The sequence below is a fragment of the Bradyrhizobium sp. BRP23 genome, from assembly GCF_020194135.1.
Taxonomy (GTDB): Bacteria; Pseudomonadota; Alphaproteobacteria; order Rhizobiales; family Xanthobacteraceae; genus Bradyrhizobium; species Bradyrhizobium yuanmingense.
Window position 1 is genome coordinate 132,534 of the sequence record NZ_JADYVW010000008.1, and the last position, 23,188, is coordinate 155,721.

At 63.6% G+C, this 23,188-nt stretch carries 21 protein-coding genes and 1 pseudogene; 4 read left to right on the forward strand and 18 right to left on the reverse strand.

Going from position 1 to position 23,188, the window contains the following annotated elements:
- Positions 1-5: 5 nt before the first annotated feature.
- The 12 genes from I6F24_RS22400 to eno all read right to left on the reverse strand — a co-directional run bounded on the left by I6F24_RS22400 (position 6) and on the right by eno (position 12,294).
- A complete protein-coding gene (locus I6F24_RS22400; protein WP_157786078.1) occupies positions 6-176 on the reverse strand; it encodes a hypothetical protein in 171 nt (56 codons plus the stop codon).
- 570 nt (positions 177-746) lie between these two features.
- Positions 747-2,090 (reverse strand): pyruvate dehydrogenase complex dihydrolipoamide acetyltransferase, encoded by a 1,344-nt coding sequence (locus tag I6F24_RS22405; protein ID WP_074447971.1) that lies wholly within the window; start codon positions 2,088-2,090, stop codon positions 747-749.
- Between the two features lie 63 nt (positions 2,091-2,153).
- Positions 2,154-2,606, reverse strand: coding sequence for a nucleoside deaminase (locus tag I6F24_RS22410; protein WP_036032460.1), 453 nt, complete (start codon positions 2,604-2,606; stop codon positions 2,154-2,156).
- 2 nt (positions 2,607-2,608) lie between these two features.
- Positions 2,609-2,911 carry a DUF5076 domain-containing protein gene (locus I6F24_RS22415; RefSeq protein WP_008547332.1) on the reverse strand — a complete coding sequence of 101 codons (303 nt, stop codon included), beginning with the start codon at positions 2,909-2,911 and terminating at the stop codon, positions 2,609-2,611.
- A 3-nt stretch (positions 2,912-2,914) separates the two neighbouring features.
- A complete protein-coding gene (locus I6F24_RS22420) occupies positions 2,915-4,297 on the reverse strand; it encodes a pyruvate dehydrogenase complex E1 component subunit beta (RefSeq protein WP_074447972.1) in 1,383 nt (460 codons plus the stop codon).
- Between the two features lie 28 nt (positions 4,298-4,325).
- Positions 4,326-5,348, reverse strand: a complete 1,023-nt coding sequence (gene pdhA / locus I6F24_RS22425; protein WP_036025165.1) for a pyruvate dehydrogenase (acetyl-transferring) E1 component subunit alpha — start codon at positions 5,346-5,348, stop codon at positions 4,326-4,328.
- Positions 5,349-5,613: 265 nt separating this feature from the next.
- Positions 5,614-7,131 (reverse strand): aldehyde dehydrogenase, encoded by a 1,518-nt coding sequence (gene adh / locus I6F24_RS22430; RefSeq protein ID WP_036025166.1) that lies wholly within the window; start codon positions 7,129-7,131, stop codon positions 5,614-5,616.
- Positions 7,132-7,399: 268 nt separating this feature from the next.
- Complete coding sequence (locus I6F24_RS22435; protein ID WP_036009867.1) at positions 7,400-8,359, reverse strand: GAF domain-containing protein; 960 nt, start codon at positions 8,357-8,359, stop codon at positions 7,400-7,402.
- A 220-nt stretch (positions 8,360-8,579) separates the two neighbouring features.
- The gene (locus tag I6F24_RS22440) at positions 8,580-8,897 is read right to left on the reverse strand and encodes a septum formation initiator family protein (RefSeq protein WP_025036496.1); all 318 of its coding nucleotides are present in this window, start codon (positions 8,895-8,897) and stop codon (positions 8,580-8,582) included.
- A 178-nt stretch (positions 8,898-9,075) separates the two neighbouring features.
- On the reverse strand, positions 9,076-9,627 hold the full coding sequence (locus tag I6F24_RS22445) for an NAD(P)H-dependent oxidoreductase (RefSeq protein WP_036009870.1): 552 nt from the start codon (positions 9,625-9,627) through the stop codon (positions 9,076-9,078).
- Positions 9,628-9,830: 203 nt separating this feature from the next.
- Positions 9,831-10,964: a zinc-binding dehydrogenase gene (locus I6F24_RS22450; RefSeq protein ID WP_074447973.1), complete on the reverse strand. Its 1,134-nt coding sequence runs from the start codon at positions 10,962-10,964 to the stop codon at positions 9,831-9,833.
- Positions 10,965-11,010: 46 nt separating this feature from the next.
- Positions 11,011-12,294, reverse strand: coding sequence for a phosphopyruvate hydratase (eno, locus tag I6F24_RS22455; protein ID WP_036009930.1), 1,284 nt, complete (start codon positions 12,292-12,294; stop codon positions 11,011-11,013).
- A gap of 174 nt (positions 12,295-12,468) precedes the next feature.
- Here eno and I6F24_RS22460 point away from each other — a divergent pair, with 174 nt between their 5' ends.
- Both I6F24_RS22460 and queF read left to right on the forward strand, forming a co-directional pair.
- Entirely contained in the window at positions 12,469-13,446 is a 978-nt protein-coding gene (locus I6F24_RS22460; protein WP_036025176.1) for a lyase, read from the forward strand.
- 112 nt (positions 13,447-13,558) lie between these two features.
- Positions 13,559-14,035 (forward strand): preQ(1) synthase, encoded by a 477-nt coding sequence (gene queF, locus I6F24_RS22465; RefSeq protein WP_192893427.1) that lies wholly within the window; start codon positions 13,559-13,561, stop codon positions 14,033-14,035.
- Positions 14,036-14,113: 78 nt separating this feature from the next.
- Here the strand turns inward: queF and I6F24_RS22470 are convergent.
- Both I6F24_RS22470 and I6F24_RS22475 read right to left on the reverse strand, forming a co-directional pair.
- Positions 14,114-15,309 (reverse strand): annotated as a pseudogene (locus I6F24_RS22470) (serine hydrolase domain-containing protein).
- Between the two features lie 55 nt (positions 15,310-15,364).
- Positions 15,365-17,005, reverse strand: a complete 1,641-nt coding sequence (locus I6F24_RS22475; RefSeq protein WP_036025180.1) for an NAD(P)/FAD-dependent oxidoreductase — start codon at positions 17,003-17,005, stop codon at positions 15,365-15,367.
- A gap of 384 nt (positions 17,006-17,389) precedes the next feature.
- Between I6F24_RS22475 and I6F24_RS22480 the strand changes: the two genes are divergently transcribed.
- Positions 17,390-18,205 (forward strand): AraC family transcriptional regulator, encoded by an 816-nt coding sequence (locus I6F24_RS22480; protein WP_225151710.1) that lies wholly within the window; start codon positions 17,390-17,392, stop codon positions 18,203-18,205.
- A 199-nt stretch (positions 18,206-18,404) separates the two neighbouring features.
- Here the strand turns inward: I6F24_RS22480 and I6F24_RS22485 are convergent, their stop codons facing one another.
- Both I6F24_RS22485 and I6F24_RS22490 read right to left on the reverse strand, forming a co-directional pair.
- Positions 18,405-18,695, reverse strand: a complete 291-nt coding sequence (locus I6F24_RS22485) for a cyclic nucleotide-binding domain-containing protein (RefSeq protein WP_225143385.1) — start codon at positions 18,693-18,695, stop codon at positions 18,405-18,407.
- A gap of 15 nt (positions 18,696-18,710) precedes the next feature.
- Complete coding sequence (locus tag I6F24_RS22490) at positions 18,711-19,799, reverse strand: cyclase family protein (RefSeq protein ID WP_036025182.1); 1,089 nt, start codon at positions 19,797-19,799, stop codon at positions 18,711-18,713.
- Positions 19,800-19,915: 116 nt separating this feature from the next.
- Here I6F24_RS22490 and I6F24_RS22495 point away from each other — a divergent pair, with 116 nt between their 5' ends.
- Positions 19,916-20,989 carry a GTP-binding protein gene (locus I6F24_RS22495; protein WP_225151712.1) on the forward strand — a complete coding sequence of 358 codons (1,074 nt, stop codon included), beginning with the start codon at positions 19,916-19,918 and terminating at the stop codon, positions 20,987-20,989.
- A gap of 56 nt (positions 20,990-21,045) precedes the next feature.
- On the opposite strand, the gene I6F24_RS22500 is transcribed toward I6F24_RS22495, so the two are convergent.
- Positions 21,046-22,254 (reverse strand): MFS transporter, encoded by a 1,209-nt coding sequence (locus tag I6F24_RS22500; RefSeq protein WP_225151714.1) that lies wholly within the window; start codon positions 22,252-22,254, stop codon positions 21,046-21,048.
- Positions 22,254-23,102: a 3-deoxy-8-phosphooctulonate synthase gene (gene kdsA, locus I6F24_RS22505; protein WP_225151716.1), complete on the reverse strand. Its 849-nt coding sequence runs from the start codon at positions 23,100-23,102 to the stop codon at positions 22,254-22,256. The genes I6F24_RS22500 and kdsA overlap by 1 nt, the downstream gene beginning before the upstream one ends.
- Between the last annotated feature and the right edge of the window lie 86 nt (positions 23,103-23,188).

Sequence of the window (23,188 nt, forward strand, 5' to 3'; positions counted from 1 at the left end):
CGATGCTACTCCGGTTTAGTGCTCTCTTCAGTTACCGCAGTCGGGGTTGCAGCTACGGTCTCTTTTTTGCTGGGGGAACGACTACTCAACAGTTCGAGAATAATCGGAATGGCGCGAAACGCGAGATAGATGCCCACCGGTACGATCAATGACTCCCATGAAAAGCTGACGTTCATGTCTCAACCCCTGAAATGTGAAGCTAGGTACAAGCTTTGACTTCCTAAAACCCAATTCACGACAATGAGACTTACAACTGAAACTGAATTCGCCGACCAGAGTGGCTGTCTGTGCGCCCGATCAATACCAAGTATCGCGAAGGCGGCGCTAACCATCGCCAAGTGCAAGAGTCCAGCGGGCGTAAGAGAGTCAACCTGAAAGACCTTTAACCAGCCAAGAGAGGCACGACTGATGTCGCCTGAGAAACCATTGAAAAAGATCGGGCCGCCAAACGTCAACTTCCACCAGACAACTTCGCGGGCCTGCGGTAGGAGGCTCGCTACACAGGTTGCATGATTTGCGAATGAATAGGAGGCAAACGCGGCGAACCCCGTGTATATTAGTAATGCTGCCGGAACGAAGGCCATTGGAATCTCAGTGCCGAGCACTTTGAAGCTCGCAGCTCGTGAGAGCTTGAGCAAGACAATCGTCCAAGCGAACGCAACGCCTCCAACAAACGTACTACTAACAAACTTCGCGTCGCTTAGAATTCCTTCCGTGAGGATATCCGGCGGCGGGCACACCGGAAATCACACCATCATCATCACGGGATTTTCGATCAGCTGCTTGAACGCGCCGATCAGCTCGGCGCCGAGCGCGCCGTCGATGGCGCGGTGATCGCAGGACAAGGTCACGCTCATCATGTGCGCGATCTCGATCTTGCCGCCGCGCACCACGGGACGCTCCTCGCTGGTGCCAACCGCAAGGATCGTGGCATGAGGCGGATTGATCACCGCAGTGAAGTGGCTGATGCCGTACATGCCGAGGTTGGAAACGGCCGTGGTGCCTCCCTGGTATTCCTCCGGCTTGAGCTTGCGCGAGCGGGCGCGCGCGGCAAAATCCTTCATCTCGTTGGAGATGGTCGAGAGCGTCTTGGTCTCCGCTTTGCGGATGATCGGCGTGATCAGGCCGCCGGGCATCGCGACGGCAACGCCGACGTCGGAATGGTGATGCTTGACCATGCCGCTTTCGGTCCAGCTGACGTTGCAGTTCGGGATCTTCTGCAGCGCGACCGCCATCGCCTTGATGACGAAATCGTTGACCGAGATCTTGTAGAGCGGCTTCTTCTCCTTGTCCTTCGGCGCGGCGGCGTTGATCTCCTCGCGGGCAGTGAGCAGCTTGCCGATGTCGCAGTCGATGGTGAGGTAGAAGTGCGGGACGTTCTGGATCGATGCGGTCAGGCGCTGGGCGATGGTGCGGCGCATGCCGTCATGCGGGACGATGTCGTAGGAGCCGGGCTCGAACAGCGACAGGATCTGCTTGTCCGACATGGTCGGCGCGATCGCAGGCGCGCCTGACGGTGCCGCGGCGGGCGCTTTCAGACCCTTGCCGGACTTGGCCTGCTCGACGTCGCGGGCGACCACGCGGCCGTGCGGACCGGTGCCGGCGACCAGGGCGACATCGATGCCGGCCTCCTTGGCGAGACGGCGCGCCAGCGGCGACGAGAATACACGGCCGCCATGACCATTGGCTTGCGCTGCCGGAGCTGCAGCCTGCTGCGCGGGTGCCGCGGCGGGCGCAGCAGCTTTCGGTGCGGCGGGCGCAGGCGCGGGAGCCGGCGCAGCGGCAGCGGCCTTTGGCGGCGCGGCCGAGGCGCTGGGCTTGGCGCTACCCGCAGCCTTCACGTCCTCGCCCTCGCCGGCGAGCACGGCGATCACGTCGTTGACCGGGACATCCTGCGTACCCTCTGGCACCAGGATCTTGGCGATCGTGCCTTCGTCGATCGCCTCGACCTCCATGGTCGCCTTGTCGGTCTCGATCTCGGCGATGACGTCGCCGGACTTGACCTTGTCGCCCTCCTTCTTCAGCCATTTGGCGAGGTTGCCCTTCTCCATCGTCGGCGAGAGAGCGGGCATCAGGATGTTGATGGGCATGCTGACCTCAAGAAGAACTTTGCAAAACGTCGTCGTCCGACAGCGGCGACGAACAGACCAGGTTTAGTTGCCGATGTCGCCCTGCCACAGGCGCTCATTGGTTGGGATGGAACGCCAATTCTTCATCATGGTGATGGAGCGGTCGTCGGCAAGGTCGATCCACGGAATCCCGAACTTGTCGAGAATGTCCTTGGAGCCTTCGAAGGTGGCGGATTCCCCGATCACCACCAGCTTGACCTTGAACAGCGCGAGCGCGCCGGCGCACATCGAGCAAGGCGACAGCGTGGTGTACATGACGGTGTCATGGAACGAGATCGCGCCGGCCTCGCGCAGGCAGCTCATCTCGCCATGCAGGATCGGATTGTTCTCCTGCACGCGGTTGTTGTGGCCGCGGGCGATGATCTTGTTGTCGCGCGTCAGCACCGCGCCGATCGGCAGGCCGCCCTGCGCGATCGAGGCTTCCGCCTCGCGGATCGCCTCCAGCATGAAATCGTAATGATAGGCTTCGATCGCCATGGTCAGTGCCCCTTGCCGCGCGGCGTGGTGGTGCCCGTGTCAGTGGGACGCTCGATCTCGGCCTGGAACATGTCGAGGATCCGGTTCAGCGCGTCCTCCTCGGTATATTCGCTCTCGCGCGCATAGGCGCGCGCGGCATGACGTGCGAGATCGACGAGCAGGAGGCCCCACATGTCCGGCTCCTCGAAGGCGCGCTGGAACGCCATCGACAGCCCACCGTCCAGGACGAACACGCGCAGGATCTCGACCGCGTCGTCGCGGGTCATGACGTCTGGCGGCAGTGGCTGCTCCTTGGGGCCTGCCATGGTCTACCTGTAGCAGACGGCTTTAGCGGCCTCGACGACGTCCGCCGCCGAGGGCAGCGCGAGCTTCTCCAGGTTCGCGGCATAGGGCATCGGCACGTCCTTGCCAGACACGCGCGTCACCGGCGCATCAAGATAGTCGAAGGCGTTCTCCATGATGCGCGCGGCGATCTCGGCGCCGACGCCGCTCTGGGCCCACCCCTCTTCCACCGTAACCGCACGTCCCGTTTTCTTCACGGAGTTGATGATGGTCTCCGTGTCCATCGGGCGCAGCGTGCGCAGGTCGATCACCTCGGCCTCGATGCCGTCCTTGGCGAGCTCGTCCGCAGCCTTCAGCGCATAGGTCATGCCGTTCGACCAGGAGATGATCGTGACGTGACTGCCGGCGCGCACGATGCGCGCCTTGCCGATCGGAATGATGAAGTCGTCGAGCTTCGGCACTTCGCCAGTGTGGCCGTACAGCACCTCGTTCTCGAGGAAGATCACCGGGTTGGGATCGCGGATCGCAGCCTTGAGCAGGCCCTTGGCGTCCGCGGCCGAATATGGCGCAACCACCTTGAGGCCGGGGACGTGCGAATACCACGCCGAATAGTCCTGGCTGTGCTGGGCGGCAACGCGCGCGGCCGCACCGTTCGGACCGCGGAACACGATCGAGCAGCCCATCTGGCCGCCCGACATGTAGAGCGTCTTGGCCGCGGAATTGATGATCTGGTCGATCGCCTGCATGGCGAAGTTGAAGGTCATGAACTCGACGATCGGCTTGAGGCCGGTCATCGCGGCACCGACGCCGACGCCAGCAAAGCCGTGCTCGGTGATCGGCGTGTCGATCACGCGCTTGGCGCCGAACTCCTGGAGCAGGCCCTGGGTCACCTTGTAGGCGCCCTGATATTCAGCAACTTCTTCGCCCATCACGAACACGTCCGCGTCGCGGCGCATCTCTTCGGCCATGGCATCGCGCAGCGCTTCGCGGATGGTCTGCGTCACCATTTCGGTGCCGGCGGGGACTTCCGGATCGGGCTCGGCGACGGCCTGGGGAGCAGGCGCGGCTTTCGGCGCGGGCGCCTCGGCCTTTGCTGCGGCCGGCGGCGCGGACTCCGCAGCCTTCGCCGCCGCTGCGGGTGCCTTGGCGAGATCAGCCGCGCTCTCGCCGTCTGCGAGGATGGTCGCGATCGGGGTGTTCACCGCGACGTCGGCGGTGCCCTCGGGGATCAGGATCTTGCCGAGCGTGCCCTCGTCGGTCGCCTCGACCTCCATGGTCGCCTTGTCGGTCTCGATCTCGGCGATGACGTCGCCGGACTTGATCGTCTCGCCCTCTTTCTTCAGCCATTTGGCGAGGTTGCCCTTCTCCATCGTGGGCGACAACGCGGGCATCAGCACTTGAATTGGCATATCTTCTCCAAAGAAAGCTTGCGCGCGTTCAGCGGTACACGTCGGTCCAGAGCTCGGCGGCATCCGGCTCGGGATCATGCTGGGCGAAATCGGCGGAGGCGTTGACGATGTCGCGCACTTCGGCGTCGATCGCCTTGAGATCGGCCTCGCTGACCTTGGCGGCGAGCAACCGATTGCGAACCTGCTCGATCGGATCCTGGTCGTGGCGAACCTTCTCGACCTCCTCGCGCGTACGATATTTTGCGGGATCGGACATCGAGTGGCCGCGATAGCGATAGGTCTGCATCTCCAGGATGAAAGGACCCTTGCCGCCACGGCACCAGGCCGCCGCCTCCTCGCCCGCCGCCTTCACGGCGCGGACGTCCATGCCGTCGACCTGCTTGCCCGGGATGTTGAAGGACGCACCGCGCTTGGAAAAATCCTGCTGTGCCGAGGCGCGCGAGACCGAGGTGCCCATGGCGTAGCGGTTGTTCTCGATTACGTAGATCACCGGCAGCTTCCAGAGCTCCGCCATGTTGAAGCTCTCATAGACCTGGCCCTGATTGGCCGCGCCGTCGCCGAAATAGGTGACGCTGACATTGTCGTTGCCGCGATAGTGGTTGGCAAAGGCAAGGCCGGTGCCGAGCGAGACCTGGGCGCCGACGATGCCGTGACCGCCGTAGAAGTGCTTCTCCTTGCTGAACATGTGCATGGAGCCGCCCTTGCCCTTGGAATAGCCGCCGCGGCGTCCCGTCAGCTCGGCCATGACACCGTTGGCATCCATGCCGGTCGCAAGCATGTGACCGTGGTCGCGATAGCCGGTGATGACCTGATCGCCCTCTTTGAGGGCCATCTGCATGCCGACCACCACGGCCTCCTGGCCGATATAGAGGTGGCAGAAGCCGCCGATGGCGCCCATGCCGTAGAGCTGGCCTGCCTTTTCCTCGAAGCGCCGGATCAGGAGCATGTCGCGGAGCGCCTTGAGTTCCTGCTCCTTCGTGAATTCCGGGGGCGAACCGCCGTCGGTCTTGTCCTGTGGAGCGCTTGCGGCGGCTTTCTTGGGTGCGGCCATGGGAATTCCGGGTCAGAGAAAACTTTCGCCCTCTCTAACCCAAGTCAAACGCCCTTGGAAAGCACCGCGGCGGCATGGCACGACTTTCATTATGCCGCACTGCAACGTGATCGAAATATTGCAAAATCTTTGGCGCTGATCGGGCAACAAATCTATGAGCGCCATCGCGCGCGCAGATTCGTGACCGGATCAAGAACGGTGCACGACGCCAATCCCGACATGCGGAGCGGACGGCGCCGAAGCGGCGCCGCCCTCTCCGATCCGATCAGAAGAAGCCGAGCTTCTTCGGGCTGTAGCTGACCAGGAGGTTCTTGGTCTGCTGGTAATGATCGAGCATCATCTTGTGGGTCTCGCGCCCGACGCCCGACTGCTTGTAGCCGCCGAACGCCGCATGGGCGGGATAAGCGTGGTAGCAGTTGGTCCAGACCCGGCCAGCCTGGATCTCCCGGCCGAAGCGGTAGCAGCGATTGGCGTCGCGGCTCCAAACGCCGGCACCCAGGCCGTAGAGCGTGTCGTTGGCGATCGCGAGCGCCTCTTCGTCGGTCTTGAAGGTCGTGACCGAGACGACGGGGCCGAAAATCTCCTCCTGGAAGATTCGCATCTTGTTGTGGCCCTCGAACACGGTCGGCTGCACGTAGAAGCCGCCGGTGAGATCGCCGCCGAGATCGGCGCGTCCGCCGCCGGCCAGCACCTTGGCGCCCTCCTGCTTGCCGATGTCGATATAGGAGAGGATCTTGCTGAGTTGCTCGCTGGAGGCCTGCGCGCCGATCATGGTGGTGGGATCGCGCGGATCGCCCTGCTTGATCGCAGCGACGCGCTTGAGCGCCCGCTCCATGAAGCGGTCATAGATGTCGGCGTGGACCAGCGCCCGGCTCGGACAGGTGCAGACCTCGCCCTGGTTCAGCGCGAACATGACGAATCCCTCGATCGCCTTGTCGAAGAAATCGTCGTCCTCGGCGGTGACGTCCTTGAAGAAGATGTTGGGCGACTTGCCGCCGAGCTCTAGCGTGACCGGAATCAGATTCTGGCTGGCATATTGCATGATCAGCCGGCCCGTCGTGGTCTCGCCGGTGAAGGCGATCTTGGCAATGCGCGGGCTCGACGCCAGCGGCTTGCCGGCCTCGAGGCCAAAGCCGTTGACGATGTTGAGCACGCCTGCCGGCAGCAGGTCGGCGATGACCTCGGCGAAGACCATGATCGAGGCCGGGGTCTGCTCGGCGGGCTTGAGCACCACGCAATTGCCGGCGGCCAGCGCCGGCGCGAGCTTCCAGCAGGCCATCAGAAGCGGGAAGTTCCAGGGAATGATCTGGCCGACCACGCCGAGCGGCTCGTGGAAATGATAGGCGATGGTGTCGTGGTCGATCTCGCCGATCGAGCCTTCCTGGGCGCGGACGACACCGGCGAAATAGCGGAAATGGTCGATCGCGAGCGGCAGGTCGGCGGCGCGCGTCTCGCGGATCGGCTTGCCGTTGTCCCAGGTCTCGGCAATCGCGAGGCGCTCGAGGTTCTCTTCCATGCGGTCGGCGATCCGGTTCAGGACCGCGGCGCGCTCGGCGACGCTGGTGCGGCCCCAGGCGGACTTGGCGGCATGCGCCGCGTCGAGCGCTGCCTCGATGTCCTGCGCGTCGGACCGCGCGATCTTGCAGACGACCTGGCCAGTCAGGGGCGAGGCATTGTCGAAATATTTCCCGGAGATCGGCGCGACGAACTTGCCGCCGATGAAATTGTCGTAGCGTTCGGCAAAGGGCACTTTGGTGACGCTGAGGAATTCCACCTTGTTCATTGATCACTCCCGATGTTGCTGTTTGCGCTTTGTCGTCGCCTGTTTGCGACTTGCGCCGACGATGATGCGGGAGGCGATGTCTGTCAGCCCGGGCGGACGCGATGGCGGAGCCGACCTGTCGCAGAACTGCGACAGTCGTGGACGAGGTAAGCGTGAGATGGAGCGCTCACAGCCACCCTACCGTCATTGCGAGCGCAGCGAAGCAATCCAGAGTCCCTCCGCGGAAAGATTCTGGATTGCTTCGCTGCGCTCGCAATGACGGATGAGCTCAGTGGTTCAGCTCGAACCGCTTCAGCTTCCGATGGAGCGTGGCGCGGCTGACGCCGAGGGCCTTGGCGGCGGCGGAGACATTGCCGCCGGCGCGGAGCAGCGCCCGCTGCAGCACCGCGCGCTGGCCGCCGGCAAGATGATCGCGCGCGGCATCGCCGCCGAGAAGATCGGCCGCGGGCACCGGCCGCAACGCACCGCCGGGCGCGATGCCGAGCGCCAGCCGGGCGGAGCGCGTTGCGCCGATCACGAGATCGTCCGCATCGACCGCAACGAGGCCGCCGCAGCTTCCATCCGCCGCCTGTGTCAGCACGATGCGGGCATGGGCGAAGACCTTGCGAAACAGGTCGGCCTCGATCCGCCTGGCCGCCTCGCCTGCCGCGAGCGCGATCAGGCTGGCGAAGGCGTCGGTGCGGTCGGCGCGGCAGGAGGAGACGTCGAGCACGCCCGCGAGCGCCGCCTCGTGATCGTAGATCGGAACGGCGGTGCAGCTCAGAAGCGTGTTGCGCGCAAAGAAGTGCTGGTCGCGATCGATGGTCAGCGGACGCTGCTCGACGAGGCAGGTGCCGATACCGTTGGTGCCCTCGTGCTCCTCGCTCCAGAGTGCACCGGTCCAAAGGCCCCAGGACTGAAACGTCGCATCGTCCGCCACCGTGCCGCGGCGATCGACCGGCACGCCCTCGCGATCGGCGAGCAGCACGCAGCAGCCCGCAGCGCCGACAGCCTGATAAAGCCGGTCCATGGCGCCCTGGGCGGCCGCCAGAAGCGGCGCGATGCGCTCGCGCGCCTGCTGCAGCTCGGCTTCGGTCAGCCGCATCGGCGCGGCGTGGCCGCCGGGATCGAGATGGTGCAATCGGGAGGAACGGCGCCACGAGGCCACGAGCGCGGACCGGGCCGCCTGGCCTGACGCGATGGCGGCCTCGACGCGGGCCGCGTGATGCCGGGGCATTGTCCCATTCATCACAGTTTCCTCCGGATATCGATTGTAGGACGCGCCGGTGCTCCCCGGTTGATCTGCGTCAACTTCAGCGCGCGCCAGCAAAGGCATGAGCCCGCCGCGGCGCCGCCGTCAAGGGAACCGCCCGGTTCGGGGGTTACGACCTTCGCAGGAGGAGGCAAAGGTGCGGCGGTCGGATGTCAGCAGCGACTTTCGCTTTCCGCTTCGAAAGCTGCGGATGCCGCTAGTTCGCCGGGATCATTCGAACGAGATCGCGCGGATGGACATAGTCGAGCTGGAAGCGCGCCCGCTCGTCCAGCATGTCCGGGTCGATCTTCTCGGACCGCAGCAGCGACACCCGTTGTTCGCTTCTGGCGCGCTCGCGCTTGAGCTGAGCCAGCTCGCTGGTCAGCGCGATGATCTCCTGGTCGAGCTCCTGGCGGGCGTTGAGACCGTATTTGCCGGTGTAGGCGTTGACGCCGAAATAGCCGACGATCGCCGCCGCCATCGCATAGAGGGCAAGACCGGTCAGGATCGATTTCAGGCGCGCGCGGGAGACCATCTTCGGAAGATGGGACAGGTTGGTTAAGGGAGTGCTAATTGCCAGAACGAGGCACTATCCCCACGACGCGTCATGCCCGGGCTTGTCCCGGCCATCCACGTGCTTTGCCGGCGATGACGAAGAACGTGGATGCCCGGGACAAGCCCGGGCATGACGGAGCGTCGGCTTGGCCGGAAGCTCAGCCCTGATTCTTCGCCACATGCGCGGCGAAGGCGTCGATGTATTGCTGCAGCACCGTCTTGAGGGAGTCCTTGGTCAGGTTGCCGTCCGCATCGAAGGCATCGCCGACGCTACTGAGATAGATTTCCGGCTGCTGGAGGACCGGACCGGAAATGCCCGGCAGGATGTTCTGCAGATGCTTGGCCGCGCTGACGCCGCCGAGCAGCCCCGGCGAATTGGAGATGATGCCGACCGGTTTGCCGAGGAACGAGCTCTTGCCATAGGGGCGCGAGGCGACGTCGATGGCGTTCTTCAGGACGCCCGGGATCGAGCGGTTGTATTCGGGCGTGACGAACAGGACGCCATTCGACGTCTTGAGCTTCTCGCGGAAGGCGAGCCAGTCCGCGGGCGGCGCGCCCTCTAGGTCCTGGTTGAAGAACGAGATGCCCGCCGGCGTGATCACCTCGAGCTTGAGCGAGGCAGGCGCAAGCTTGGCGAGCGCATTGGCGATCTTGAGCGAGAAGCTGTCCTTGCGCAGGCTGCCAGCGATCGTGACGATGTTGTAGGCCATTGGGTGTCCTTGAAGGCTCGAGCGGAAATGCCGGGACGGCACTTAAGCCATCCGGGTCAATAGATGCAAGTGCATGAACCGGTCCGATTTGGAAACGCTGCGTTTCTGGAAATGGGTCCGGTTGCGATCCGTCCAGGCCACGATCAAAAGCAATCAGGCCGCCAAGCGGCGGCCTGATGCGTGTCGATAACCGACCGAAGCGATCACTTGTTCGGGTTGATGAGGAATTTTTCGCCGGTGGCCCGCTTGGCGTAGACTGCGATATTGGCGGGATCGAGCGCCTCGGCGAGCGAGACAACCTTGGTGTAATGGCTGGCGAAGGTGGTTTTGAGCTCGGATGCCACGCGCTGGCGCAGGCGGCCGATCTCGGCCGGGCCGATGTTTTGAAGGAATGGCGTGAGCAGCCAGCCGCCGACGCCCCAGCTGAGCCCGAACGAGCGGTTCAGCTCCGTCGGCCGCGTGTCGAGGCTGCCATAGATGTAGACCTGCTTGTACACGTTGGAGCCGTAGCGGCTGTATTCCTTCGCGGTCTTGTTGGCTGCGATCTCCATCGCGGTCAGGATCTGGCTCGCCAGCTTGCCGCCGCCGATGGCGTCGAAGGCGATGGTGGCGCCGGTCTCGACCAGCGCGTTGGTCAGATCGTCCATGAAGCTGGGCGCGCTGGAATCCACGACGTACTTTGCGCCGATCTTGTGCAGGATGTCGGCCTGCTCCTTGCTCCTGACGATGTTGACGAGGCCGATGCCGTCCTTGATGCAGATCTTGTTGAGCATCTGACCGAGATTGGAGGCTGCGGCCGTGTGCACGAGCGCCTTGTGGTTCTCCCGCCGCATCGTCTCGGTCATGCCGAGTGCGGTCAGCGGATTGACGAACCAGGAGGCCCCGTCCGCCGCCGTGGTGCCCGGCGGCAGCTCCATGACGTCGCGGACCTTCAGCACGCGGTACTGCGTGTACATCCCGCCGCCGATCATCGACACCGTCTTGCCCATCAGGGCCTTGGCCGCGTCCGACGATCCGGTCCTTACTACCGTGCCGGCGCCCTCGTTGCCGACCGGCAGCGACTGATCGAATCTCGCCGCCATCATCCGCATCGCCGCCTCCGGCATCGTGGCAGTGATGACCGGCATCTCCTTGGTGCCGGAAGCCTTGGCGGCCGACATGTCGGCGGGTCCGATCAGCAGCCCGAGATCGGACGGGTTGATCGGGGTGGCCTCGACGCGAACCACGACCTCATCGTCGGCCGGCTCCGCGGTCGGGACCGTCACGAGAGACAATTCCAGCTCGCCGCTCTTCTTGAGCAGCGAACGCAATTCCAGTCCGGTCTTGCCGTCACTCATGTCGATCCTCCCCTGTCCTTCTGTTCGCGCGGATCGAGACGCCGGCTTACGCCAGCGCCTTCAGTGCCGCCCTGCCGCCATAGAGCGCCTGCTTGCCGAGCTGCTGCTCGATGCGCAAGAGCTGGTTGTATTTGGCGGTCCGGTCGGACCTTGCAAGGGAGCCGGTCTTGATCTGACCGCAATTGGTGGCGACCGCGAGGTCGGCGATGGTGGAATCCTCGGTCTCGCCGGAGCGGTGCGACATCACCGAGGTGTAGCCGGCCTTGTGCGCCATCTCGACCGCGGCGAGCGTCTCGGTCAGCGTGCCGATCTGGTTGACCTTGATCAGGATCGAGTTGGCGCGGCCGGTCTTGATGCCTTCGGCAAGGCGCTTGACGTTGGTGACGAAGAGGTCGTCGCCGACCAGCTGGCACTTCTTGCCGATCAGGTCGGTGAGCTCCTTCCAGCCGTCCATGTCGTCTTCCGACATGCCGTCCTCGATGGTCACGATGGGATAGCGCGCGACGAGGTCGGCAAGATACTTCGCCTGCTCGGAGATCGAACGGGTCTTGCCCTCGCCTTCATAGACGTATTTGCCGTCCTTGAAGAACTCGGTCGAGGCGCAGTCGAGGCCGAGCATGATGTCGGTGCCCGCCTTGAAGCCGGCCTTGCCGATCGCGTTCATGACGAAGTCGAGCGCGGCGTCCGCCGACGGCAGGTTCGGAGCGAAACCGCCCTCGTCGCCGACATTGGTGTTGTGGCCGGCCTTCTTCAATTCGGACTTCAGCGTATGGAAGACTTCCGCGCCGTAGCGCAGGCCCTCGGCAAAGCTCGAGGCGCCGACCGGCAGGATCATGAATTCCTGGAAGTCGATCGGGTTGTCGGCGTGCACGCCGCCATTGATGATGTTCATCATCGGCACCGGCAGCAGGCGCGCGGAGGTGCCGCCGACGTAGCGATAGAGCGGCATGTCGAGCGAATTCGCGGCCGCCTTGGCGCAGGCCAGCGAGACGCCGAGGATGGCGTTGGCGCCCAGCCGGCTCTTGTTCGGCGTGCCGTCGAGGTCGATCATGATCTGGTCGATCTGGGCCTGCTGCTCGACATCGAGGCCGCTCAGAGCCTCGAAGATCTCGCCATTGACGGCGCCGACCGCCTTGGTCACGCCCTTGCCGAGATAGCGCGCCTTGTCGCCGTCGCGCAGTTCCACGGCCTCATGGGCGCCGGTGGAGGCGCCGGACGGAACCGCGGCGCGGCCGAGCGCCCCGTCCTCCAGCACGACATCGACCTCGACGGTGGGATTGCCCCGGCTATCGAGAATTTCGCGGCCGATGATGTCGATGATGGCGGTCATGATGTCCACTTCCGTTCGTTGGGGCTGATCGGTGCCGCGGGTCTTACACGGGCCGCAAGCAAATGTGAACGCTTGGACGCACGGCTCCGACTGACGCGAAAGGCGCCTCAGAATATGCTCGACCGCATCTGGTCCGCGTGCCCAACCTCAATCTCAAACAGTCGGGGTAACGCCATGAATCGCCGCCAATTTCTTGCTTCGAGTGCCGCGCTGCTTGCCGCCCGCCCAGGTTTTGCGCAGGAAGCCCCGTTCCGGACGAAATACTACGCGATCAGCCCAGGCATCGGCCTGCACGATCTCACGCCCGCCCCTGACGGCACGATCTGGTTCACGGCGCAGGGCAAGGGCCTGCTCGGCAGCCTCGATCCACGCGATGGCCGTTTCAAGACGGTCAGCCTCGGCCAGGGCGCGGCCCCACACGGCGTGACCATCGGACCCGATGGCGCGCCCTGGATCACCGAGGGCGGCCAGAACGCGATTGCGCGGGTCGACCCTGCCGATCTCAAGGTGACGCTGTTCCGCCTGCCGGAAAAGTTCGCCTCCGCCAATCTCAACACCGGCGTGTTCGACAGGGAGGGCACCTACTGGTTCACCGGCCAGTCCGGCTATTACGGCCGGCTGTCTCCGAAGACCGGCGAGATGAATGTGTTCAAGGCGCCGAAGGGGGTCGGCCCCTACGGCATCACGGTCACACCCATGGGCGATGTCTGGTACGCCTCCCTCGGCGGCAGCCATATCGCGAAGATCGACCGCGCGGGCGGCAATGCGACCGTGGTCGAACCGCCGACCCCGAACCAGGGGTCGCGGCGCGTCTGGTCGGATTCGAGGGGCCGGATCTGGGTCAGCGAGTGGAACAGCGGCCACGTCTCGGTGCATGATCCCGCGGACGGCTCGTGGAAGACCTGGAAGCTGCCGGGCGAACGTCCCCGCGCCTATGCCGTGTACGTCGATGACAAGGACAAGGTCTGGCTGACCGATTTCTCCGCCAACGCCATCGTGCGGTTCGATCCCGCCACAGAAAAGTTCAATGTCTTCGCCAGCGACAAGGCCAACGCCAATGTCCGCCAGCTCGACGGCCGTCCGGGCGAGCTATGGGGCTGCGAGTCCGGCAACGACCGGATCGTCATGATCCAGACAATCGCCGCCGGTTGACGACGAGCCCGTTTGCGTCCATCCCGGCATCCTCTGGAGCGCGATCTTATCGCGCTCCTATTGCTTAATTGAGCATGATCTTTCGGAAAACCGGTGCCCACTTTTCCGGATCATGCTCCACAGGATGTTGACGACGATGGCGAAAAAGTCCCTCCAGCTCGGCCGCGCGGTCGAATGGCCGCACACGCCGGAAGAGGCCCAACTCGACCGCGTGCCCAATCCGCAGAAAGGCACGGATTATCTGGTGCGCTTCACCGTGCCGGAATTCACCTCGCTCTGCCCGGTTACGGGCCAGCCGGATTTCGCGCATCTGATGATCGACTACGCGCCAGGCGCTTGGCTGCTGGAATCGAAATCGCTCAAGCTCTACATCGCCAGCTTCCGCAATCACGGCGCCTTCCACGAGGACTGCACCGTCATGATCGGCAAGCGCATCGCCAGCGAGATCAAGCCGAAATTCCTGCGCATCGGCGGCTATTGGTATCCGCGCGGCGGCATCCCGATCGACGTGTTCTGGCAGACCGGCCGCGTGCCGAAGGGCCTGTGGGTGCCGGAGCAAGGCGTGGCGCCCTATCGCGGGCGGGGCTAGGGCATGCTCGGTCACGTGTGACCATCAAGAGAAAACGGCCTCGGTCGACAGCGACGAGGCCGCTCTCGCAGCACGGTCCTAGCTTGCCAAGCGCTGCCTCAGGCTCTGGTAGAGCGCCGTCTCGAAGTTCATATAGCCGATGAATGATGTCGGATCACCGAAGGGCAGAATCTGGGTGGCCCAGAACCCGCCGACGTTGTTCTGCCGATCGATCCAGTAGAACAGGTTGGCAAGCCCGGCCCAGCCCAGCGCGCCGGCGGGACGTCCTGTCGGGGCTTCCTCGTCGTTGACCATGAAGCTCAACGCCCAGGATTTGGATTGGCCCGGAAAGAATTCCGCATCATTGCACAGTGACGGGATGACACCCGTGATCGGCGCGTTACCTTCCTGTCGCCCAGATGGTTCTTTTCCGCCATCCGAACGGTTTCGGCTTTCAGCACGCGGCCGTGTTCGCCAACCCCGTCATTCAGCCACATGCGGATGAAACGCATGTAGTCGCCGACCGTGCCGTACAGGCCGTGGCCGCCCATATGGACTTCGGGCTTTGCTGGAAGCTCGAAATCCATCGGCGCAAGGGACCCGTCGGCATTCCGCGCGTGGATGCCGGCCAGTTTCTGGCGCATCGCATCGGTCAGCTCGAAGGTCATGTCCTCGATCCCGAGCGGTTCGAAGATGCGTGTCTTGAAGACTTCACCGAGTCGCTTGCCCGTGATGGCCTCGACGATCTGGCCGCACCAGTCGAGATTTGTTCCATAGTCCCAGCGCTCGCCGGGATCGAACAGCAGCGGGGTCATCAGGGAGGCCTTGGTCGCGGTGATCACGCTGGGCTGCCCCTTCTCCTGCGCCAGCCGGTTGTAGGTGTGGTTGATGAAATCGTAGCTCAGGCCCGCCGTGTGGGTCATCAGCATGCGCGTGGTGATATCGCGCTTCGGTGCACGCAGGATCGGCTCGCCCGCTGCATCGAAGCCCTCGATCACCTGCAGCTTTCCGATCTCGTTCGCGTAACGCTTCGCGGGCGCATCGAGATCGAGCTTGCCCTCCTCGACGAGTTGCAGAACGGCCGTGCCGGTAATCGCCTTGGTGGTGGAGAAAAGGGCAAAGACGCTGTCGGTGGTCATGTCCGCCGGCCGATCGAGACGGCGTTTGCCGGCTGCGCCTTCATAGATGTTGCGCCGGCGGTCCGTCATCATCGCGACAACGCCGGGCACGCGCAGCGTGGATGTGACGACGCCGTCGAGAACGGCATCTGCCGTCGCGCCAAAATTCATGATCATGATCGTCCTCCCGTGCTGGATTGTTTGATGTGGTCGACGCTCGCGTCGCGAGCGCTCATTGCATCACGAAGCCCTCGTAACCGTTCACCGCGACCTCGTCGCACTTCTGTCGATACGCGCCGACGCCGCCGCAGTACGACAGGACACGGCGCGGCTTGCCTTCGACGTTCGAGCCCAGGTACCAGGAATTGGTTTTCGCGATCAGCGTCGCGTTTGCGATCTCATCGTGATGGGCCACCCAGCTGTCCTGGGCGTCCTTTGTCGGCTCGACCACCTTCAGATCCTTGCTGCGCATGTACTTGATGCAGTCATCGATCCATTCGACCTGCTGCTGCAGGCACGTGGTCATGTTGCACAGCGCGGCCGATGGAGCGAGCGGAACGGCGGTCGTGAACAGGTTGGGATAGCCGTGAACCTGCAGGCCCATCGTGGTGCGGATGTCCCTGCCCCAGTCCTCCCTCAGCGATCGGCCGTCGCGGCCCCTGATATCGATGCGCGTCAAGGCACCGGTGCCGGCGTCGAAGCCGGTTGCTAGGATAATGACATCCAGCTCATGGACCGTACCGTCAGCGGTCTGAATACCAGTGGGCGTGACGCGATCGATCGGATTGCTCTTGACGCTGACGATCTCGACGTTGGGGCGATGGAAGGCCTCGAGGAAGTTCTGCTCGAGCGGCACACGGTGCGTTCCGAAGCCATAATCGGCAGGAATCAACGCATCGCACAGTTTCGGATCCCCGAGCCGCTCGCGCATCTTCCCGCGCACGAATTCGGAGATCTCGGCATTGACCTCCGGGTCGAAGAACAGCTCGGCGAACGAGGATATCCATAGCTTCAGGGAACCGTCATTCCAGCAGGCCTCGATCACCGCGCGGCGGCGCTCCGGCGTGAGGTCTGCCCAGGCGTGCTCGAAGTCGTATTCAAAGCCGGTGAATGTGCGCGGCAGGCGTTCGGTGAGCGACTTGAATCTCGACTTGTAGTCCTCGACCTCCGCGGCCCCAAATTTCGGATTCTTCATCGGGATGATGTATTGCGGCGTGCGGATGAACACCTTGAGATGGCCGACATCGCCGGCGATCGTCTGGATGACCTGGATGCCGGTCGCACCGTTGCCGATGACTCCGACGCGCTTGCCTGCGAGGTCGACAGGCTGCTCCGGCCAGCGCGCCGTATGGAACAACCGTCCCTTGAAAGTCTCCTGCCCCGGAAAGGATACGTAGGGAGCCGACAGCATGCCGCAGCAGGTGACCAGAAACTGGGTGTCGATCACGTCGCCCCGGTCGGTCGTGACCAGCCAGCGCTGCGTGGCCTCGTTGAAGTGCGCGCTCTTGACCGTCGTACTGAACTGGATGTCCTTGCGCAGATCGAGACGGTCGGCGACGTAGTTCATCCAGCGCTCGATTTCGGGCTGGCCCGGAAACTTCTCGCTCCAGCTCCAATCCTTGTAGAGCTCCTCGGAGAAAAGATACTGATAGATGTAGGCCTCGGAGTCGAAGCGCGCGCCGGGATATCGATTCCAATACCACGTGCCGCCTACGCCTGACGCGGCGTCGATCCCCCTGACGCTCAATCCCTGCTCGCGCAGACGATAGAGTTGATAGAGCCCGGCGACGCCGGCTCCGACAACCACGGCATCGAATCTCGCTGGTCCATGCGAACCGTTGCTTCCATTGGATTTGGTCAGGGCTTCCGCCATTTCTTCCTCCTCGGTGATTTTTGAGTGCGCACGACCTTCCCCATCCGTCATACGATCGGATGGTGGTGCAGCGCGTCATTGTTGATCCCATCTGTGCGGGACGGGGGAAGCTATGAGTATTCCGGCGGCTGGAGCTTGAATAAATCGGACAATTCTTTGAACGAAGCCGGACGTCCGTTGCCGGTTCTGCAGTTCGGCAACGCGGCTCGCTTGGCAAATGGCAAAACCGGCTTATGCTCGTCTCCGCCGTTCGGCCAATGAGAAGCAGAAGCGGTCAACCGCGCCTTAGAATCAGGGAAGGAGTCGCGCGCGATGGGCCAATTAATAACGGTTGAGGAACTCCCCCGCTACGCTCCCGGCCAATTGATGCTGGACAGTTCCGCCGTGGGCAAGGCTGACTTTCGGTTGCGCGTCTTCCGCTATGCGCCGTCCGACATCTGGGTGCCGCCGTCCGAGAATTTCCTGATCGTCGTCTATCGCGAAGGCACCACGTCAATGAACCGCCGTGTGACCGGCGCGTGGAAGCAGGATCACGTCGGACGCGGTGTCACAACCCTGCTGACACGTGCGGAGCCTTCGAACTGGCGCTGGAGCAATGACCTCGAAGTCAGCCATTTCTACATCTCGCCGAGCCTGATGACGAAGACCGCGAGCGAGGCATTCGACCGCGAGTCAGACGGCGTCGAACTCCACGATCTGCTCAGGATCGAAGATCCGGTGCTGACCTGGATCGGTGACCGGATGGTGCAGGAAGTGTCCGAAGGCGGCCCGGGCGGCCGGCTCTGCTACGATGCGCTGGCACTTCAGGCGAGCGTGCACATCTTGCGCAAATACGCCTCGGTGGAATTCAAGCTGCCCTGTCCGCAGGGGCGCTTCAGGCCAGCGCATGCAAGGCTGATCGAGGACTATGTCGAACAGAACATCTCCAGGAACATCACGCTCGAGGAGCTAGCCAACATCTGCAACTGCTCGCCGGTGCAGTTCGCGCGCAAGTTCCAGGTGCACTATGGCATGCGGCCGCATGCCTATGTCCTGAGCCGCAAGGTGGAGCGCGCCCGCCAACATCTGCGCAAGGATCGGCTCGCCCTGAAGGAAATTGCGCTCTTGAGCGGATTTTCCGATCAAAGCCATCTCAATCGGATTTTCCGCAGACACATGAACGTCACGCCGGCTGAGTATCGCAAGAGCTGCGCGAGCTAGCCTCCTCCGCCCAGTGTGACGTGGACGAAGTGAGACAGCCCCCACCCGTGTTCCGCGCAAGGTGCAGCGCGAAACGCTGCGCCCCGCACAGCCGGGACCGAGCGCCACGAATTCCGGACCCCGGATCAGCAACGCACCACGCCGCAAGTGCGGCGCGCTGCGTCGCATCAGGGGAACGAAAAACAATGTCTCGGTATAGTCAGTAGGCGCTCAGCAAATCCACCTTGGCATTCGCCAGCACCAGCCGCCGCGCCAGGATGGCGGCAAGATTGCGCATGATCTTCAACGACGTTTCCGGGTGCAGCCGGCGGTAATCGGCAAAGCTGTCGAGCGGCAGTTCGAGGCAGGTGACGGGCGTGTCGGCGAAGACGTCGGCGCTGCGGCTGTGCTCCAGGATCGCCATCTCGCCGAATTCCATGCCGGGACCATGCGAGGCGAGCCGCACGCCGCTCCGCAGCTCGCGCGGTGGGCGGGGACGTCCCGCCCACACGCTTTTTCATCCGCCTCAGGTGATCGCGATCGGGCAGCCATTGCTGCCGGTCGCGCCTTTGATCGGCGATGGCGTGAAGCAGTAGACGAACTGGTACTTCTTGTCGGCAATCAACTCGTCGAAGATCAGGTTCTCGTGGTTGAGAATGCCGTGCTTGGTCTGCAATTCGGAATGAACCGCGAAAGCGAGAGACTTGTCGGGATTGGGCACCACTTCGACCGCCCAAGTGTCGGCCGCAGTCAGCGCGAGATCCTTCTCGATGATCCACTTCGCGGCATCGAGGCCGATCCCAGGCTCGCCGCTATTGTAGCGATCATTGTTCTTCATCCACAGGGAGCCCCAGCCGGTGTGGAACATGATCGCATCGCCTGGCTTGATGTCGCTCTCCGCGATGCTTTGCTTCGCTAGCGCCGCCTTGATATCGGCTGAGGTGATCTCTTGGCCCGCATCCATCATGCCGCCCTTCAGCGCGACCATATCGATCAGGTGGGCGCGTGTGAACAGCGGCTTGAGCTTCTCGGTGCCAAGCTTCTTCAGGCCGTAGGCGTCGCCGATCTCAGCGGCAGTGAAGCCGTTGTAGAAGCGCATCTCGCTCTTGTCGCCGTCCTTGCCCAACTGGATACCGATATGGCCGAGTCCGTCGAATTGTGTGCCGGTCTGGCCGATTTCGGTGGCGAGAAACTCGTCGTGATAGACGAGCTTGTTGTCGCCGAACGGGCCGCCAGTCGGCCCGCCGGGAATGCGCAACGAGAATGCGCGGGCGCCGAACAACGGCATGCCTTGCTCGTAAACGCGGCCGATCTTGTAGATCTTGCCATCCTTGATCCACTTCACGGCATCGAGAACCTTCGCCGGCGTGATATGGTTCGACGCGCCAGCCTCGTCGTCCTTGCCCCATTTCGAGGGCCACCAAGGCTTGTCCACGCCCTTTGGCATCGCCGGGGTTTGGGCTTGGGCCGCGGTGATCGGTGCAAGTGAGAACTTGCCGTGCATCGCACCTGCGAATGCCGCCCCAGCCGCACCAGCAAGGCCTGCCGTGCGGAGCAAGGTCCGCCGATCGGTCGCCGCACCGCCCTTCTCTTCATCGCCTTTGGTATCGTCCATCGTTTCCTCCCGGGGTGTGCCCGCTGAGATCGGGCTTAAGATCCTGTTTTCGGAATGCTCGTCCTCCATTAGGCTGTTGTCCAGCGACAAAAATAAGACCAGGGTTGAGGACGCCGATGAGCCTGTTCGAGAGCGACAAATCCGCCGAGCGGACTCCGGTGTCACTGATCACCGGCTTTCTTGGCAGCGGCAAGACCACACTGCTCAACCGCCTGCTGCGCCACGACGCGATGAAGGACAGCGCCGTCATCATCAACGAATATGGCGAGGTCAGCCTCGACCACCTCCTCGTGGAACGCGTGGACGGCGAAGTCGCCGTGCTTGCGAGTGGTTGTATTTGCTGCACTATTCGCAGCGATCTGGAAGAGACCCTGCGCGCGCTGCTGGTGCGCCGCGATCGTGGCGAGGTCCCGCCGTTCCGCAGGATTCTGGTTGAGACGACGGGGTTGGCTGACCCCGCCCCCATCGCTCAGCTGCTGCTGAACAACCCTTTGGTCTCGCATTTCCTTCGGCTAGACACCGTGGTGACCACCGTCGACGCGGTCAATGCAGCGCGGCAGCTCGACCGCCAATACGAGGCGGTGAAGCAGGTCGCGCTCGCTGACCGGCTGCTGATCACCAAGCGCGATTTGGTCAATGATACTGACGCACTGGACTTGCGGCTTCGTCGGCTCAATCCCAGCGCCAGGATCGAGAACGTGGCGCATGGCGAGGTCGATCCGGCTCAACTGTTCGGCGCCGCCCTCATTGACCCCGAAAAGAAGACAGCCGATATCGAGCGCTGGCTCAACGAGCAGGCGTTCGCCGACGTCGCCAAGGCTGCACATGAGAGCGGCCACCATCATGATGACGGTCATGCCCATCACGAGCATCATAGCCACGATGCCTCGATCCTTAACTTCATGATCGCATTCGACGATCCCCTTGACTGGATGGCCGTATCGCGCTGGCTCGCGCATCTGCGCGCCACCCGGGGCGAGGACCTCTTGCGGGTCAAGGGCATCTTGAATCTTCGCGATGAAGAGACGCCGGTCGCGGTTCATGGCGTCCACCACGTCTTCCATCCGCCGGTGGCGCTTGCAAAATGGCCCCATGCTGCCGACCGCCGTTCGCGCATCGTGTTCATCACCCGTGGCATTACGCGTCACGAGGTGCTTGACCTCTGGCAGGAGGCCTACGCGAGCGCCTGAGCGCCACAAGGACTGCTTGCGAAGCTTTTGAGAGGGCGCTTCATCCGGACGCGCCCTCAGACGCGCGCATCTGACGGCGCCCGCTGCTTGAGCAGCCGCGCGCAGACGAGGCCGAGCAGCACCATGATCGCGGCGCTCGCCGACAGGGTCGCCATCTTGCCGGCATGCTGGAGCCCGAAGCCGTAGGCGAGCGGCCCCACCGTCTGCCCCATGAAGAAGAAGAACGAATGCAGCGACATTGCCGTGGCGCGCGCCTCGACCGAGAGCTCGCTGGCGAAGACCTGGAGACAGCCATGGGCGATGTAGAAGCCCCAGCCCATCACGACGAGATTCAGCGCCTGCACTTCCCAGCGTGGACCGAAGGCGACGGCGATGAGCTGTGAGGCCACCAGCGTCATCCCTGCGATCATCATGCCCCTCACGCCGAGCCAAGGCAGCAGGCGCGACACCGTCAGCGTGTAGAACAGGCCGCCGACCGCAAAGCCGGCGATGACGATGCCGGCGATCGATAGCGAGGTCTGGCCGAGCTCGAACAGGAACGAAGCGATGTAAGGAAACAGGCCGAGCACGCAGCAGCCTTCGATGAACACCGCCGAATAGCAGACATAGGCATTCGGGTTGGTGAAGATAGTGCGATAGCCGGCCTTCAACGCCGACAGGCTCGTCTTCGGCGGATGCTTGACCTTGGCGCCACGAAAGCCGGCCGCGACCGCGATCGATGCGATGATCACGAGGACACCGAGCACCGCCAGCACGCCGCGCCAGCCGAGGAAATCACCGATCAGGCCTGAGGCCGAGGCGCCGAGCAGATTGCCCGTCATGGCGCCGGCGAGCGTGCGGCTGATCGCAACCTGACGTTTCTCGGGACCGACGAGATCGCTGGTCAGGCTGAGCGCCACCGGAAATACGCCGCCGGAGCCGATGCCCGCGAGGATGCGGGTCGCAAACAGAACCGAGAACGACGTCGAGAATGCGCCCAGGATGTTGGCGAGGCCGAGCAGCGCGAGGCAGCCGATCATCAGCCGCGTCTTGCCGAACAGGTCGGCGGCGGCCCCGATGATCGGCTGGATGATCGAGAAGGTGAAGGCGAACACCGCGGCAAAGCCCGCGGCGGTCGCGATGCTGACGCCAAAATCGTCGGCGACGTGCGGCAGCACCGGATCGAGCGCGCGCGCCGACAAGGCGGCGGCAAAGCTTGCGCCTGAGATGACGTAGAGCGCCGCCGGCAAGCCCTGATCTTGCGGCCCCGCCTCGCTCTGCTGCATCAGCGCGGATTCTTTGCCAGTGCGTCGAACGCCATCAGCCGGGCGATGAGCCCTTCGAACTCGCGCAGCGGTACCATGTTGGGACCGTCGGACGGCGCGCGATCGGGATCGGGATGGGTCTCGATGAAGACGCCGGCAACGCCGACCGCGACAGCTGCACGCGCCAGCACCGGGACGAATTCGCGCTCGCCACCCGAGGACGTCCCCTTCCCGCCCGGCTGCTGCACCGAATGGGTGGCGTCGAAGATCACGGGCGCGCCGGTGGTGCGCGCCAGGATCGGCAGCGCGCGCATGTCGGAGACGAGCGTGTTGTAGCCGAACGAGGCGCCACGCTCGGTGACGAGCACGTTGGGATTGCCAGCGCTCGTGATCTTGGTCACGACATTGGCCATGTCCCAGGGTGCCAGGAACTGACCTTTCTTGACGTTGACGACCTTGCCGGTCGCAGCCGCCGCTAGCAGCAGATCGGTCTGCCGGCACAGAAAGGCTGGAATCTGCAGGATGTCCACGGCCTGCGCCACCTCGGTGCATTGCGTGGCTTCGTGCACGTCGGTCAGAACAGGCAAGCCGAGCGAGGATCGGATTTCCGCGAAGATCGGCAGCGACTGCGCAAGACCCAGCCCGCGCGCCGCCGCCGCGCTGGTGCGATTGGCCTTGTCGAACGAGGTCTTGTAGACGAGGCCGATGTTCAGCCGCTCCGCGATCTCCTTCAGCGCGGAGGCGACCTCCAGCGCATGCTGGCGGCTCTCGAGCTGGCAGGGCCCAGCAATGACCGAGATCGGCAAATCATTGCCGAATTTGACCCTGCCGATGGTGACGACCGGCGCCGCTGAATTCGAAGAGCTCAAGGCACATCCCTCTTTTCGGCGCGACCATAGCCGCCACGAGGGTCGGATCAACCCTCTTCCGCCCGGACGGTCCGAATATCAGGGTT